General features: G+C 58.7%; 15 protein-coding genes and 1 pseudogene. 10 read left to right on the top strand and 6 right to left on the bottom strand.

Going from position 1 to position 15,398, the window contains the following annotated elements; translation table 11 throughout:
• The first annotated feature begins 110 nt into the window (after positions 1-110).
• From ABIB80_RS33770 to ABIB80_RS33750, 5 genes are all read left to right on the top strand, one after another.
• The gene (locus ABIB80_RS33770; protein WP_354129033.1) at positions 111-1,520 is read left to right on the top strand and encodes an ankyrin repeat domain-containing protein; all 1,410 of its coding nucleotides are present in this window, start codon (positions 111-113) and stop codon (positions 1,518-1,520) included.
• Positions 1,521-2,362: 842 nt separating this feature from the next.
• Positions 2,363-3,070, top strand: coding sequence for a hypothetical protein (locus tag ABIB80_RS33765; protein ID WP_354129032.1), 708 nt, complete (start codon positions 2,363-2,365; stop codon positions 3,068-3,070).
• 314 nt (positions 3,071-3,384) lie between these two features.
• Positions 3,385-3,720 (top strand): hypothetical protein, encoded by a 336-nt coding sequence (locus ABIB80_RS33760; RefSeq protein WP_354129031.1) that lies wholly within the window; start codon positions 3,385-3,387, stop codon positions 3,718-3,720.
• Between the two features lie 205 nt (positions 3,721-3,925).
• The gene (locus tag ABIB80_RS33755; RefSeq protein WP_354129030.1) at positions 3,926-5,074 is read left to right on the top strand and encodes a hypothetical protein; all 1,149 of its coding nucleotides are present in this window, start codon (positions 3,926-3,928) and stop codon (positions 5,072-5,074) included.
• Between the two features lie 24 nt (positions 5,075-5,098).
• The gene (locus ABIB80_RS33750; RefSeq protein ID WP_354129029.1) at positions 5,099-6,466 is read left to right on the top strand and encodes a DUF2272 domain-containing protein; all 1,368 of its coding nucleotides are present in this window, start codon (positions 5,099-5,101) and stop codon (positions 6,464-6,466) included.
• 417 nt (positions 6,467-6,883) lie between these two features.
• Here the strand turns inward: ABIB80_RS33750 and ABIB80_RS33745 are convergent, their stop codons facing one another.
• Genes ABIB80_RS33745 through ABIB80_RS33730 form a run of 4 tightly spaced genes read right to left on the bottom strand, consistent with a single transcriptional unit; the run spans position 6,884 to position 9,690 of the window.
• A complete protein-coding gene (locus tag ABIB80_RS33745) occupies positions 6,884-7,906 on the bottom strand; it encodes a DUF3616 domain-containing protein (RefSeq protein ID WP_354129028.1) in 1,023 nt (340 codons plus the stop codon).
• Between the two features lie 31 nt (positions 7,907-7,937).
• Positions 7,938-8,732 carry a hypothetical protein gene (locus tag ABIB80_RS33740; RefSeq protein WP_354129027.1) on the bottom strand — a complete coding sequence of 265 codons (795 nt, stop codon included), beginning with the start codon at positions 8,730-8,732 and terminating at the stop codon, positions 7,938-7,940.
• Positions 8,733-8,735: 3 nt separating this feature from the next.
• Complete coding sequence (locus tag ABIB80_RS33735) at positions 8,736-9,242, bottom strand: hypothetical protein (RefSeq protein WP_354129026.1); 507 nt, start codon at positions 9,240-9,242, stop codon at positions 8,736-8,738.
• 10 nt (positions 9,243-9,252) lie between these two features.
• A complete protein-coding gene (locus ABIB80_RS33730) occupies positions 9,253-9,690 on the bottom strand; it encodes a hypothetical protein (RefSeq protein WP_354129025.1) in 438 nt (145 codons plus the stop codon).
• 211 nt (positions 9,691-9,901) lie between these two features.
• On the opposite strand from ABIB80_RS33730, the gene ABIB80_RS33725 reads away from it, so the two are divergent.
• The 4 genes and pseudogenes from ABIB80_RS33725 to ABIB80_RS33710 all read left to right on the top strand — a co-directional run bounded on the left by ABIB80_RS33725 (position 9,902) and on the right by ABIB80_RS33710 (position 11,859).
• Positions 9,902-10,528 (top strand): acyl-homoserine-lactone synthase, encoded by a 627-nt coding sequence (locus ABIB80_RS33725; protein ID WP_354129024.1) that lies wholly within the window; start codon positions 9,902-9,904, stop codon positions 10,526-10,528.
• Positions 10,525-10,722 (top strand): hypothetical protein, encoded by a 198-nt coding sequence (locus ABIB80_RS33720; protein WP_279682361.1) that lies wholly within the window; start codon positions 10,525-10,527, stop codon positions 10,720-10,722. The genes ABIB80_RS33725 and ABIB80_RS33720 overlap by 4 nt, the downstream gene beginning before the upstream one ends.
• Positions 10,719-11,201, top strand: a pseudogene (locus ABIB80_RS33715) (aminotransferase class III-fold pyridoxal phosphate-dependent enzyme); the annotation flags it as partial. The gene ABIB80_RS33720 and the pseudogene ABIB80_RS33715, both read left to right, overlap by 4 nt.
• Before the next feature lie 37 nt (positions 11,202-11,238).
• Complete coding sequence (locus ABIB80_RS33710) at positions 11,239-11,859, top strand: aminotransferase class III-fold pyridoxal phosphate-dependent enzyme (protein WP_354129074.1); 621 nt, start codon at positions 11,239-11,241, stop codon at positions 11,857-11,859.
• Positions 11,860-12,010: 151 nt separating this feature from the next.
• On the opposite strand, the gene ABIB80_RS33705 is transcribed toward ABIB80_RS33710, so the two are convergent.
• Both ABIB80_RS33705 and ABIB80_RS33700 read right to left on the bottom strand, forming a co-directional pair.
• Positions 12,011-12,718, bottom strand: coding sequence for a helix-turn-helix transcriptional regulator (locus ABIB80_RS33705; RefSeq protein ID WP_354129023.1), 708 nt, complete (start codon positions 12,716-12,718; stop codon positions 12,011-12,013).
• 23 nt (positions 12,719-12,741) lie between these two features.
• The gene (locus ABIB80_RS33700; RefSeq protein WP_279682367.1) at positions 12,742-13,554 is read right to left on the bottom strand and encodes an alpha/beta fold hydrolase; all 813 of its coding nucleotides are present in this window, start codon (positions 13,552-13,554) and stop codon (positions 12,742-12,744) included.
• Positions 13,555-14,225: 671 nt separating this feature from the next.
• Between ABIB80_RS33700 and ABIB80_RS33695 the strand changes: the two genes are divergently transcribed.
• On the top strand, positions 14,226-15,053 hold the full coding sequence (locus ABIB80_RS33695; protein WP_354129022.1) for a site-specific integrase: 828 nt from the start codon (positions 14,226-14,228) through the stop codon (positions 15,051-15,053).
• Positions 15,054-15,398: the final 345 nt, after the last annotated feature.

Here is a 15,398-nt window from a genome sequence, read left to right as displayed (position 1 = left end):
TTCGGGCAGCCGCCCGCCTGCGACAAATGTCCGACGGGTTCGGCAAGCTGTGCGGCCAAGTGCAACGAATGTAAGATCATCTACCAGGAGATGAAAAAGAAGGAAGATCAATGCGGAAAATAACCGCCATGGTTCGGCGGGCGTTTGCCACTGCGATTCTCGTGGTTGCGATTTCGTGTCCGAACGGCGAGGTTGCAGCGGCAGATAAGGCGGTCGTCTCGAAAGAGAGACCCAGGGATGAGGCCCAAGACCGTCAGAGCATCGAACTCGCCAAGGCGATCATGTCCGCGGATCCCAAGTTTCGCGACCTCATCGCCGGCGCGGATCCCAACGCGGTGATTTTCATATATTATCAGAATGAGAAATACGATCTTTCGCTTCTGACGATGGCGACGCTTTTGGGAGACAAGGAAGTCATCACGGCGTTGATTGAAGCCGGTGCTCGACGAGGCGAATCTTGCAACATCAGGTATCTCGTCCCTGTCAGCTTGGCCTTCAACACCATCCTTCCCGAGTTCACCAACCGTCGGGCCGGCCTTCCCCGCATCATGATGGGCCAGGCCGCAATGTCTTGTTTTTTGGCGGAGCCCTATCGCAAGGCGGTCAAACCGTCCGACCAGCCATTGCTCGACGCCGTCGTCGATGGAAGCGCCGAAAAGGTAAAGCGCGCGTTGTGGCGCGGCGCTGACAAGAACGCAAGGGAGCAGAAGCTTCCGGGAAACATCGTATGGCCAGGGCGTACCGTTCTCATGATCGCGCTGATCGAACGGAAACCGAAGATCGCGGAGCTCTTGATCAAGGCCAGAGCAGACGTGAACGCAAAGGCAGCTATTGCGTCGAGATGGGGAGGAGTCGATGGAATAGACGCTCTTAAGATCGCGATCAATTTGAAACAGAGACAGATCGTCAAATCTCTCATTCAACATGGCGTCGATGCAGCCGCCGCCGACGAGGGCGGAAACTTAGCCGTCCACGAAGCCGCGGCGGGCGGCGATACACCCTCGCTGCAGACACTCCTCGCAGACGATGCGCAATTGAAGGCCAAGGACGCGATTATCTCTCGAAACAAATCGGGCGAAACGCCGCTGGTTCTGGCCGTCCGGTCGCATCGTCCTGAGGCGGTCACCTATCTGGCCGGTCGCGGAAAAGCACTCTATGGCAGCGACTTCCTCGAGTACTGGGGCAACGGCGCGATCGACGAGACACTCACCTTGCGCTTCATCGCTAGTGACGATGCTTCTGAGAAAGACAGAGTGACGCGCAAAGCCGGCGAGATTCTACAGATACTTCTCAAGAACGGTGCAGACTCGTCTTTTAAGGGGGAGAGTGGAAGGACAGTCCTGATGCGCGCCATCGAGACCGGATTCGATCTGGGCGTGATCCAATCGGTGCTCGACGGCAAACCGCAGCTCGACGTCGTCGATCCCGACGGAAAGGACGCCTATTCCTTCATCGAGAGCCGCGACGATGGGAAAGAGTTGAAATCGCTACTCGATCGATCGCGGGGCGATAATCGCTGATGAATCAACAGGCCGAACAGTAGTTTCGCCCATTTATTTGCATCCAGCAGCCCGAACGGTTGTTGGTATCCGTACATTGACCGCAACGCCGCGGCGAGCGGTTCTGAGCGAAACGCAAGAGCTTTGCATCCGCGCTCGCAGTTTTCTCGCACACAGGCAGTGGCGCCTTCGAGGATAGCTCGACGGCTTGTACGGTGGTTGTCGAGAGCAAGGCAACGAACAGCAGCACAGCGTACTTCATGTTCCGCTCCTAGGAGAGATTGCAAAATTGCAGGTTCTAGACTTTGAGCCGCGGGTCGTTGCCCGACAACTAGGGAATTCCCTTGGGGTGCTTGGCGATGGCGAGCCCGCTCCCAGATCCGCGCCAAAAAATTCGAACTGACCCTCCAGCGGTACCTGTCGAAAGCAACGAGGAACGTCCCTAGCTTACGTATACGAGGACGTCGGAATATCGTCGTACATCGTCTTTCTTCGAATTTGTTGCGGCGGCCGTGCCGCGCCTGTGCACAACGGCGATCGGGCCACGAGCATGATATGGCGCATTGCGTACCTACCGGCTAAGCGTCGATCCCCGGTTGCCGAGGCTTGGCCGTAGGGAAGGGTTGAACTATCGGAACTACCATGACGTCGCTAATGATCTTGTCGCAGGGGCCCGTCCTTATGCACACGCGTCACCAATACGCAGTGGGGCAGGGCGGCTTCCATCTGGGAGAACTGGTCGCACCGGGCGAAAATTCGTTGATTCAGCAAGGACAAGGCACCGTCGAGGTATTTGCGAATCGCAAGTTCACCTACGTCTATGATTGTGGCTCAAACGCTGCGGAATCGTCGTCGATCGAGTAGTGGAGAATTCGCCGGAACGCCGGATTGATCTCCTTTTCCTCTCGCACTTCGACGATGACCATGTGAACGGCGTGCCCGACCTTCTCGGCGTTCCGCACGGGATGAAGGTCGATACCATCGTGATGCCATGGGTCGACGACGTCGAACGACTAATATCCTTTGGCCGCTCATACGCGAAGCGGAGCGCCACGAGCACATTCTTCCGGGGCTTGGTAGCTGATCCTACCGGCGCCCTTTTGAGCCTGCGTCCGGGGCGGATCATCTTCCTCAGGGGGCCACCGGAGGATCCGGACGCCGATCTAGGGGGGCCCATTTTCATTGATCCGGACGGAATGCCTGACCGGCCTTTCACCTACAAGGTCAGTTCGGAGCCGTCGGCGAAGGCGGGCACGAGCCGGGGCGCGCCCACCGGAAGAGTGAGCCGCGTTGGAAATGCGGTCGTTGTCGAAGTCGACGAAAGCGCCGTCATTCAAGCAGGTGCTCTCGGCTCCGAACTCTCATGGCTTTTCAAGCCCTACGTGCGTCGGGCTGATCCAGCCTTGGTCCTTAGTTTCGAGAGGCACGCAGAGCAGTTGCTGGGCTGGCCATGGGGTTCGTTCAGGAGAGATGTTTCATCCGCCACCGTTCGCGCCCAACTGGTCGACGACCCGGTCAAGTCTACACTGATTGCCAAGGTCATCGTTGACCTCACCGACGACGACACGTGAGCGAAACCACAAAATCGCGCGCAAAATCCTAAACCTTATGGCTTCACTTCGATGCAGGTGTATCTAGCAAGAAGCTCACCTCTTACTTTTTCGTGGGCCGCGGCCAACTCGTTCGATTGTTGGGTCAAACCGAGCTTCGCGAGGTGTCGGGCTGGCCTTCGGCGCAAAAGTAAGTTGTGCTCGGAATGCGTGCATCTTACGGCGCATAGTCCTACATCGGGCCGCGCCGAAGACTACATCTGGCGCGCGAGTCGGATGGCCAGACGCTTAAGAGCGCTCGACGCAACAAGGAAGCTCTTCAACAGACCGTCGAGGTGCCGCAGCAGAGCTCGATCGAACCTGTCACAAAGCCCACCGAGGCTCCATTCGAAACTGGCGACGTGAGATTCTCGGACGAAGAGATCGAAAGACTCTGTGGTTTCATGCCTGGCTATTTCCGCTCCATCAAGCGGCGGCCGAGCCCTCGTTCAATAAAGGCGCTTCTCTTCAAGCTGCAGCTCGCCCGACTGCTCATCCAACTGCGCTACCCGGAGGGTCGGGATGAGGAAGCGCGGCTGAACGAATTGTTGAAGGCATTTACCTTGGAGGCCGTCAACGCCCCCAGGGAGAACGAAAGCGCTCACACGCTAATTGCCCGACAGGTTCTCTGAGCGACGCGCCCCCTCAGGCGACGTATTTTCTGCAAAGCAGCTTGTGGATGTCCTAGGCTCCCGCCCAGTCGAAACCCTGTTCGACTCGGGCCTCTCTTGCGGCGCCAAAATGGCCCTCGCGAGCTACCTAGTGAACCTCCTAGGAGTGCCCGGCGTCATCCTGAGGCACTGTCCACCGTGAAAGACCAATTCACGGACAGCAGTTATGGGTTTCTGGTCCGCCAAAACAGCCGCTACTCCGGACCCGGTCGGGACGGCGCGCACCTCGATGAGAAAGCTCTCGGAGCGCGGGGTGGAGATTCCCACAAAGATATCCGCACCAATCATCGCGGCGCAAACCACCAACAATCTGTTGCAAGCAAGCCCGGAGACGCAGTCACATTTCTGGGCCGCTTACGGCGCACTGAATTCCAAGATCAAGTCGCCGGAAGAGGCCAGAGGTTATTATCGGCGCTTCTTCTACGGAATCCTCACGGCATTGCTGTTGCTACAGCTTTACTTCTCGTCATTCGTAGCAGTGCAGAAGGGATTGCTGGAAGTAAATAAGAGCATCGAGGCCGCGGAAGTGATGCCGGCCGGAGGCGCTCCTGCGGCCGTCGCCGGCGGCGCGGTACAGACCGCGGCACAGGCCGCAGTCCAGACCAAGAATTCGGAGCTGGCCGGAAAGCAAGCCACGTACCTTCACGTCGCCGACTATCTAATGGGGTTTCCGCGCAAGGTAGCGAGCTTCCTTGGAGTCATCGGCCTAGGCACAAGCGAATACAAGGGAGAAAAGGACAGGCCCGAGGTCGTGGCTCAAGTCCAGCTTGAACTCGCCACATCGTTCGTCGGCGGCTTCCTGCTGCCGGTGCTGTACGGAATGCTGGGCGCCATAGCATTCGTACTCAGGCGCCTCTCGGATGAGACCGTGGCCGGCGAGGAAGCGTCTGCGCTGAAGAGAAAATACTCGTTGCGGGTCCCGATCGGCGCGTTGTCCGGCCTGGCAGCCGGGTGGCTGCTCCAGCCTTCGACAGGATCCGTCACCGCATCACTTTCCCCGTTCGCCCTTGCCTTCGTGGCCGGCTACAGCGCGGATCTCGTGTTCGCAGCGATGGATCGCATCGTGGGGGCGTTCACTACGCCGTCGCCGCCTCCGACGCCTCCGCCTGCTCCCGAACTGCCATCTGCACCGCTCGAGGCCCCGGTCGATGACGGCACTCGGACCGACGAAGTGCAGCCCAATACGGCCAGCGAAGCGGCGCCCAACACTGCCAGCGGAGCGACAGCCGACACTGCCGGCGAAGCGCCGGCGCCGAGCCCGAGCGTAGAGGCCGCGACTCCGACTTCGAGAGCTCAGGCCAATCAGGACGTGTAGCGGTTTCCGCGAGGAGATGTTGTCATGAAAATAACTTTTGCTCAGGTTCAGTCTCTGGCGCCCTCAATGAAGGAGGAGTATGCGGCCGCTTTTAGCTCGCCAACCGCCAACGAAATCCTCTCAAAATTCAAGATCGCCGCCAGCGGATTGAGATTGGCGCATTTCTTTGCGCAGATGCTTCAGGAAACAGGTGGTCTCAAGATCCAAATCGAAAGCCTGTATTATTCTCCATCGCGCCTGATGGCAGTCTGGCCACGACGCTTTCCGACGTTGGAAATCGCCCAGCAGTACGCGCACAATGAGGAGAAGCTGGGCAACTACGTCTATGGTGGCCGCCTCGGAAACGTGAATCCGGGAGACGGCTTCAAGTACCGTGGCCGTGGATTGATCCAGATGACCGGCCGGGCAGCGTATGCCAAATTCGGTCACGACCTGGGCATCGACGATCTGGAAACGAATCCCGACCTTGCGTTCCATCACGACCACTGTCTCGAGATCGCCGCAGCGGAGTGGGGTGCGAGCGGCTATCACGGCAAGTCCTGCAACGAGCTTGCGGACGACGACGATATCGTCGGCGTCACGTACGCGATCAACGGTGGTCAAACGGGTATTGACGATCGGCGCTTCTGGTTGAGCAAGACCAAGGCGGTCTGGACCAGGCCAGCGCTGTCTCCGGCCCTGGATCAGATGTCCAGTCGCGCCAACGCCAATCTCGAGCTTGATCTGTCTGCAACCGAGTCTTCCCACGTGGCCGATCTGCTAGTGGCCGATGCGACAGCGCCGAGCGGCTTTGGCGCCCGCGCGGCTGCCATCGCTTTGGCCGAATGGCAAAGGTTCGGGGGACAGACCTACGATATCGACGGAAACGCCACCCGGGTTGGGCACAAGGAGGGCGAGGATCCCTACTACAAGTACGTCGGCAAATATTGGAAGGACGGTGTCAACAACGATACGCTCACCGGTCTCGATCACAGCGTGCCGTGGTCGGCCGCGTTCATTTCATGGGTCATGCGGACTGCCGGCGCTGGCACCCGTTTCAGCTACAGCCCGCAGCATTCGGTCTACATTTTCCGTTCGATCAAGGACCTGCTGCAGGCGCGACCCCAAGCAAGCTATTACGGCTACCAGTTGCGGGAGTGGAAGCCGCAAGTGGGAGATCTCGTCTGCTGGGCCCGACGAGAGGGGATCGACTATCAACATCAGAATGGCGGCGATTATCCCGGACATTGCGACGTCGTCGTCGAAGCCGGCGGCAGTCAGGTGCAGGTCGTCGGTGGCAATGTCGGCAACTCGGTCACGAAGCGGCCGCTGGGACTGAACGATGGCGGTTTCCTGCTCCCGACAAATCAGGGAGGAGAAAACCTCTTCGCGGTCATGCGGTGCAGGCTTTGAGATGCACCGGACCGAAATGCGGCAAAGGTCCACGTTTTGGCCGACCGCCGAAGGCCCCGAAGTTGACAGCCATAAGCGGTGACAACTAGGGGGCGGCATCGACCTAAACCAACTTCGAGAAGCGCTCGGTCTGGCAAAATCGTCGACGACCTAGCCCGGCGTGCAGCCGCTAAGCCGCCCGATTGGGCTCTCGTCGGATTAGAGGGGGCTGGTGACGCTTCGCGCGGAAACGCGACCGATATCCCGTGTCGCCTGGTGAGGGTGCGCAGTGGCGCTTGCTGCCGGCATCGGGCCGCGACGAAGCGATGCCCGGCTATAGGAGCTATGTGTCGGCCACGCGGCAGCAATCGGTACCCTCGTCACAAGAGCCCGACCGATCGTCCGGCCCAAGACAGCGTTCGCGGAGCCGTTGAGTAGTTACGGCTTGATGGTAACGCTTCTAAATGTTTGTTCGGTGCGGGCAGCACCTTTGCATTCGCCGCCGCCAACCGGAAATGTTCCGTCGTCGCTCAAAATCTGAACCTCCCCCGTTTCGGGGATCGCGAACATAGCTTCGGGAAAGAGCCCCTTTAAGGCGGGTGCATCGACGGGCTCGATGCCTTCGCCGTTCTCTTTTCCCGACCAGCGAAACAGCTTGAAATCCCCTTTGCCGTCGATTGGTCCCGCGACGATTAGATAGGCGCTTCCTACACGCTCGATGCTTCGTATACCTCGACCTTGTAAATCCAGTTCGATGGGAGTTCCGAAACTCGCCTCTATCTTCTGACGTACTTCTGCCTTCTCACGTACCTCCGGCTTCTCACGTGCTTCCGGTTTCTCGTCGACCAATTCGGTTGGGTTCTTGAGCGGAATGATGAGGGCCTTGTTGCCGGGCAGCGGGTTGCGAAAGCCGATGAGAAGGTTGCCGTTAACCCCCTCCGCGAGGCCCTCGATATTGAGCGCCCCGAAAGTCTTGGGAGGTTTGGTCGCAGCTTCACCCAACTTGTACTGCGAAAGCTTGGCGAGATCGTCGACCAATGTGGAATAGGGCTTCCCAAGCGGGCGAAGGGTGGGCGGCGAGGACCCCGGAATGACCTCGGTCGCAAAGAATCTGCGTCGGCGGTCTTGAACTTTCCCCTCGCTATTGGTCCCATGCGAGGAAATCCAGAAGATGGTGTTGCCAACGCGTGCGGCTCCCTCCAGGTCGGATTCCTTGTCTGGCTTGGTACCCAGGAACTTGGACAAATCCACCTGTGCCACGGAGGAGGGCTGTCCTCGGCGGTACACGCGGAGCACATTCATCTCGTCATCGGCCACCACGAAGTGATTTGCGTCCAAAGCGACCGACGCAGAGGCATCGCACATCTCGCGATAAGTGGTGATATCGGAATCCGCCGCGATTGCAGGTCCGCACAGAAGGCTCGTCGCCGCGCAGATCGCGTAAGTGAGCGCATTCTTCATGTTGGAACTCCCGTCGCGTCAAGGGAACAGTTCAAAGCTTGTAACTGAGTGCGACCAGGTACTGGCGCTGCTTGATAAGCGTATCCTTATCGAGGCCGTTGGTGTAGCTGACCGAAATCGAGGCCGCGCCGTCCGGCGTGATGTTAAACCCGACCTCGGCACCCCACAGCAAAGCATCTATGCCCCGGTTTAGCTCCCAGTGATAATTCACCGTGATATCGGCATAGAAGCGACCGACCAGGTCGGGAAACAAGTTCTCTCCGAAGGGGTCGTAGACGCTCCTATCCGGGAACGGCGTCAGATGCAGGCGGGCGACCGCCCCTGTCCACGCGTAGTCGCCGCGCGTAAGGGCGGTAGCGCCGACAACGTCGACTCTCTTGACGTCGGCTTCGGCCCGCAATTGCCAGAACCAGTCGAGATATTTCATGGCAGGCGCTCCGATCGTGCCCCCCAGCCGCACGTTCGGCGCAAACGGCTCCCATGCCGCGGTAACGCCGTAGATTCTCGCTTCCCCTCTGAAGTCGGTCTGAGCGTAAGGGCTCGCGATCAAATACTGCAGATCAAAGAAAGGACCTCCCGCAATAGCAGCCTGCGCGTCAAAACCGCCCTTTAGAGCGCTCTTTTCGCTTTTGGTCCTTGGCGAATTGATGGTTCCTTGTGCATCAGTCCAAAGCGCAACCGTGGTCCCGAACAAGGAGGGCACGCGGAAATCATGCTTTGCGTATGGGTCGTCCGGCAGGCCGGTGAAGCATGGACTCATGGGATCGTTCTGCGAGATCACGTAGGAGACACGCCCGTTGATGGTGGCGGAATTCGAGCGATCCAATCGTCATGCGTGACGCTCGCGGAAGCGCCCTTCGCCTTGGATTTCGGTACGAAGCCGGTAATGCAAGGTTCCCTCTCTGTACTGGTAGGTGTCGAGGCGATCTCTCCGCACGAATAGCCGCTGCTGGTTTTCGCAACCGCCTTTCGGAGGTTTGACCTCGGCAGGAGCCGCAGGCGGCGGACGCGTCGACGCCACCTTGTCGATATCGGCAATCTTGCGGTTCTTGAAGAACAGAACATCGTTGGCCACAGAACGTGCGCGGTCCGAGAAGGTGGTCGCGCTGTCGGCCCTGAGTCTATCGAGCTCTGCGGGATCGAGCCTCCCGTTGAGGTTCACGTCGTACTTCGCAAGTACCGGATCCTGGACGTGGAGGCGCCACACCAGGGCTTCGTTTTCGTCCAGGATGCCGTCTTTGTTCTTGTCATACTTGGCGGCGGAAAGCGTCTCCGCCGTTCCAACCGTAGGCGCCAAAATAACTATCGCAAGCGCTGTCGAAACGGCGAACCTCATTCTACACTCCCTAGCTCACGTGCCAGCGGAAATGCTCGTAAGTAAGCACGGCCGAGTCGATCAAATTGCCGAACGACTGAATGTCCCGCAATCCGATCGCAACGTCCTTTTTCGACAACCAGGGAAACTGGACACCATGGAAAAGTGCGCTTTTCCATGCCGGAACGAAAGTCGGGTTGATCTTGTTGATGTTCACCCAGAGGACTTTGCGGCCGGTGGATGGATCCATGTTCTCAAAAAAGGCGTCAATCGGTGTGTTCGGATCGATCGTGTGCGGACCCTTAGGATTGTGGCTGTGGTCGAAATACCACTCAAGGCGATGGTAGATCTCGTCGCGAGATATGAAACTGCCGGCCATCCCCGCAAAATTGGCGGACATGGTCGAACCTTGCTTCTTAGCTGGCTTGCCGTTCTTCTTGGTTGGTTTGCCCTTCTTGCCCTTTGCCATACATCCCCTTCCCGTCAGCTTCGATCGTGCAGCAGAAGATCAAACTGCCCACAAGTAAACTAGGGAATATCCCGGTTGGGAACATACGCCAGCGAGACACCGGGCTGGGCCGGGCATGACGAGTACTTGAGGCGGGCCTTAGGGATTCTCCCAGTACACCGCGACGCTTCGATTTGCTCCGATATGGCACCGTTCATCGGAGCGACAACCCATGATCGAAGCGTTTTCCATTGCGACCGCGCATCATTTCCAGGATGCCTTGGCGTCGCAGGCCAGGCTGAGATACGAGGTCTTCGTCAAGAGAAGGAAGCTGGACCACTCGTCGTGGGGAGGCTTGGAGTTTGACGAATTCGATACGCCGGCCGCAACATATCTGGTTTGGCGCGATGAGCAGCGGGTGGTCAGGGGCGTGGCTCGCTTGCTCCGTACTACCGGGCCCTACATGCTACGTAGCTATTGGCCGCATCTCGTCGAGCATGTCGACCTTCCCTCTTCGACGGGCATCTTCGAAGTTACGCGCGTGTGTGTCGACAAAACGGTCGAGCCAGCGATCCGGCGTACGATCTTCCCGGAGCTCTTGTGCGCCATTCAAGAGTTCCTGCACCGTAATGACGGTATGGGGATGATCGGCGTCACGCGTGAACATCTGCTCGCCCATTTCATCCAGTCTGGAATCGACTGGCTAGGGCCTGCACACTCCGTCGAAGGAGAGATGGAACGTGCCTTCTTTGTGCCGACACCCAGCATTCGACCGGCTTGGCATTGCCAAAAGTTCGGCATTGGAAAGGACATTCTGGCACCCGATCCGGACACGTCTGCCGAAAGGCACGCCGCATGAGCGGGAAAACAAGCCACCCCTTGGTGGATGAAGATACTGCAAGGAATATGGCCGACGCGTTGACCTTCCTTGGGCGCGTGGCGCTCGACGCTGGATACCAGTCGGTAGTCGCCGACATCCTCGCGCTGCGGGATAAAATGCAATCCATTGCGGACGCGGAGGATGCGAACCGGCTCAGGAGGGCGAACGCATGAACTCCAATTTATCACCCGCCGGTTGCGATCACCTCGAATTCTTTGCCGAGCATGAATCTCAAGTCAGGGCCTATTGTCGGCATTTTCCCGCGCTTTTCAAAAGTGCTCGTGGATCGGTGATCACCGATACTGAGGGCCATACCTACGTAGACCTGTTGTCGGCTTGTGGCGCGCTCAATTACGGACACAACCATCCTCATCTGCGTTCCGCAGCAGTGGAGTATCTGCTGTCGGACGGCATATCCGCCGGGCTCGATTTCCACACGGAGATCAAGCTCCACTTCATGTCTAAGTTCGAGCAGAAGATCCTTGCCCCCCGAGGCTTACGGTATCGCATGCAGTTCCCAGGGCCGACCGGTACCAATTGCGTTGAAGCAGCGATAAAGCTCGCGCGCAAGGCCACCGGAAGGCCCTCGATCGTCGTGTTCACAAACGCCTTCCACGGGGTGTCGATGGGATCGCTGGCTGCTACCGGCTCGGCGTCGTGCCGAGCTTCAGCGCAGGGACTTCTTGGCGGTGAAGACTTCCTTACGATGGATACGCCGGGGCCGGCCTCGACGAAATTGCCCGGTTCGAGAGAATGTCGGCGGACCCGTCAGGAGGCATCGATCCGTCGCAGCGATTTTGGTGGAGTCCGTCCAAGGAGAAGGGGGACTGAATGTTGCGTCGGCCGAATGGCTGGGCGGTCTCGCTGCCACCGCGAAGCGTCTAGGCGCCCTGTTGATCGTCGACGAGATCCAGACGGGCTGCGGTCGAACCGGACCGTTCTTCAGCTTCGAGCGCGCCGGCATCGTACCCGATATCGTGTGCCTTGCGAAATCCATCGGTGGATACGGGCTTCCGATGTCGTTGCTGCTGATGCGACCGGGCTACGACGTCTGGTCGCCCGGAGAGCACAGCGGAACCTTTGGCGGGAATTCGCTCGCTTTCGCGACGGCAGCTGCCGCGCTGGATCTGTGGACGGACGACTTCGAGAAGGAGGTGGATCGACGCTCGCGCATACTGACGCAGTGGTGCCGATCGCTGTCCGTTCGACATCCTGGTTACCTGAAGGCAAAAGGACTAGGAATGATGCAGGGATTGGAGTTCACCAAGCCATCGGACGCGGATCGAGCCGCGCGCCTTTGCGGCCCTTGATCGTATCCTAATCGAGCGTTGCGGGCCCCGCGACGAAGTACTCAAAGTGATGGCGCCGCTTAACATCGAGATCGAACTGTTCGCCTCGACGCTGATACGGCTAGGTCACATCATTGATGCGACGATCGAATCGACCGATGCGGCACCGCGACTAGAGCGAGATGATTCCGTGCTTGATGCCCATGATCACCGCGGTGATGCGATTGCCGGCGCCGAGCTTCTTCATTGTGTTGCCAACATGGAATTCGACTGTCTTCTGGGAGATGCTTAGGATTTCTCCGATCTCCCAATTCGTTTTCCCTTCCTTGCACCACTTTAGACACTCGATCTCCTGCGCGGTCAAAGCTACTGCAGGTAATTCTCGCTTGTCGACCAGCTCGCAGTACTTGAGCCAATACTGCACGCAAATCATGTAAACGCGGGCCGTCTTGTCGATTTCTGGTTCCCCTTGTCCTCGAAAGCTGAGACTAATCAGATCAGTTTCGCGGGCGGGTCCGCGCATCGGAATCGTTATTCCGGAGTGGACGCCCAATTCACGGCACTCCTCGAAGAAGTTTCGTTGAACTCGGCTGATCTGGTTCGGGAGGCAGGTTTCGGTCCATCTAAACGGGCCGCGTGCGCCGTGGACATGCTGCACGACCGGATCGATCCGGTCCCACTGCATGGCCCTGTATGTGTCGAGATAGCCGGGAGGAAACTCGCTCCACGGAATCGAAATCAGACGTTTATGCTGCGCCCGCGCGAAAACCGCGTTCTCATATCCTGCCTCCCGCATCGTCACAAGAAACAGGTTTTTCAGCTCGGCGTCGCTGCCGGCTACCTGAGTTCTCTCGATGAAATCCTCTACAGTCGTAACCATGGTGCCCCCCAGCTCCAGTGGAATTAGCCAGCGTGATGCAGAAACTCCCTCATGTACCGATTGAACGTCGCCGGCGCTTGCCAATGCGGCGCATGCCCGGCGTCGAGCAGTACGGGACTTCCCTTCCAGATGTTTCGGTATTTCAGCCCGTTGATGTATTCGATGCGGACGAAAGGATCGGCGGCGCCTTGAAGGATCGCCAGCGGACGTTCGTCGGCACAAACGGTCTCGACCTCGTCCGCGCCCACGCCGGCCATACCGTTTCGAACCATCCAGTAGCGCGCGTTGCCGTCGGCCGCGGCCGCCGCGCGAAGATGGGCGTCGGAAGCCCGCCTGGCCCCCATCATCGCGCGAACGTAACGTTGACAATCGTCCGACGAGAATCTGCGCCGACCGGCCAATGCGGTCGACGGGGTCCACCGAAATCCCGCGCCAACTCCCTCCGCATTCAGGCGAACAGGAGGGGTGCCCGTAAGGACCAGGGATCTCACCTCGCGATAATGCGCGAGCATCTCAATCCCGATGTGTCCTCCAAGGGACCAACCGACGACGTGATACGATCGATATCCGAGCCGGGTCATCAGTTGGTGAAGCAGTGCCGCGTAGCCGGGGAAACTGTAGGTCTTCCGCGGCGTGTTCGACCGGTCGGATTCACCGTGGCCGGGCAGGTCCGGTGCCACCACACCGAGGCCCATACTCTCAAGAGCGCGGAACTGCCGTGCGAAGATTTCCTTCGACGACGAGTTGCCGTGAATCAAAAGCGTACCGACGCGACCGGAAGCGCTTTCCAGGACGCCCAGACGCAGTCCGGCGACGGTTCGCCTACGCGAACGCATGATCTTCTATTTCAGGAGACCGATCCGGCGGCCACGCGGTATTGCATATGACTTTCAAGGAATGGCCTCACACAACTAAGGCTAATATTGAGAAAAGTATGCCCGTACTGATGTACCAACGGTTTTTGCGGTCTATGCGTCTTGACGTGTAATGAAGAGGCTGGTCACGCAACTTCTCTTAGCGGCCATCGAACAGTGCCGCGAAATCCGAGCGTGGGGTTCGAATTCCAACAATCTTGTGATATGCAATGTCTGATTGATCATCCTACACGCGAGAAACGGTAGGTCAAGAACCTAAGCATGTGCTTCGCAAGTATGCGAAGCATGCCGCAAAGGCATGCGAAGCCGCTTCTGCAGCGACTCCAAGAGACACGCTTCTTCCACCTTGGCGTCGGCGCGCGAGGTTTCTACATCTTTTTCCGGTTGCTTCGAAATGAAGCCTTCGGAACCGCATCAACTGGCCAGATATGTGGACGCAAGCATCTCTTACCGGGTCGTAGAAAAATTCTTCTGGCACGGGGTCCGGTATCGCCTGCCCAAGGCCACCCGAATCGCCAGTCTATATCACCGGATACAGAGCTCACTCGGCGCGAACAGTATCGTGGAGTGCAATACAGACAGGGTCACGAGGTTTATGATGGTCATCCGTCGCAAAGGTTTCTCCGGGCACCGTGAACAAGCAACTGGGAGCGGTGCAAGCTATTGCCGGGTGGGGTCATCACCACGGCTTAGTGCCCGAGGATGTCCCGTGGTCTGACCCGTACAGCGAAATGCGGCTGGCGGAGGAGCAATCCGAGCGTGAGCCATTCGATGCCCGCGACCTGCAGACAATCTTCAATGCTCCTCTGTTCACCGAGCACAAGCTTCCCATGGGCGCCAAGGGCGAGGCCGGAACATGGTTCCCACTGCTCGCGCTGTTCGTGGGGGCGCGCCAAGCGGAATACGCGGGCCTGCTTGTGTCCGACGTTCGCGAAGATGAGGAAACAGGCGTTCCGCTCATGTGGTTCATGCGGGACACCAAGGCAGGACGGCGGCTCAAGACGAAGACATCGGAGCGCGTTGTCCCCGTGCATCCCCAGCTCGCAGAACTGGGTTTTCTTGAGTACGTGGCCACACGGCGTACAGAGGGTGAGCGGGCTTGGCTATTCCCTACGGTTGCTCCTGATCAGAAAGGCGCTCTTAGTGCTTGGTCCAAATGGTGGGGCCGCTATCTACGCAACCACGTCGGCATCAATGACCGCAACAAAGTGTACCACAGCTTCCGCCATGGCTTTCAGGACGCACTCCGGCGTACCACGCCCGATGAAGAATTGCGGGATGCTCTGACAGGACGGAGCAGTGGCAAATCGGTTGGCCGAACCTATGGTGCCAAAGAAATGCTGCGGCGTTGGGTGCCCAAACCCTTAAGCGAGCAGTGGATGACGTCTCATATCCTGGTCTGGACTTGTCGCGTGTCCGCACGTCAGGGCTTGTTAAGCGCACGCGCGGTGCCAAGGTAACCCGATGAGGACGCAAGGTCGCTCTAGTGCGCGCGAGAACCGCGTCGGGTAATGCAGTAGGAGCGGACGAGCCCGGAGCAGTTTGGCAGGTCGCAGTTTGACCCAATGCTGCCGTTGCTTCCCTCGGGTGAGGCTCATTCAATACAGGCCCCGAGTTCATTACCCTTTGTTGCCGTGGTCGCCTTTACACTGCACGCACCGCGGCCTTGGCTCTTAACGCCATATTCAACGCAGGATCGTGTCCTGATGGGTACGCATACGACGAAGGCCGCCTGATTGACACATGCGCGCGAGCGCGGCGAGTTCTACGATGGCGTTGCGTGAAGGTCAGGCGGCTTGCTGATC

It is taken from the genome of Bradyrhizobium sp. i1.15.2 (assembly GCF_040548425.1).
Classification (GTDB): Bacteria; Pseudomonadota; Alphaproteobacteria; order Rhizobiales; family Xanthobacteraceae; genus Bradyrhizobium; species Bradyrhizobium canariense.
This window is presented reverse-complemented; position numbering and strand designations above follow the sequence as displayed.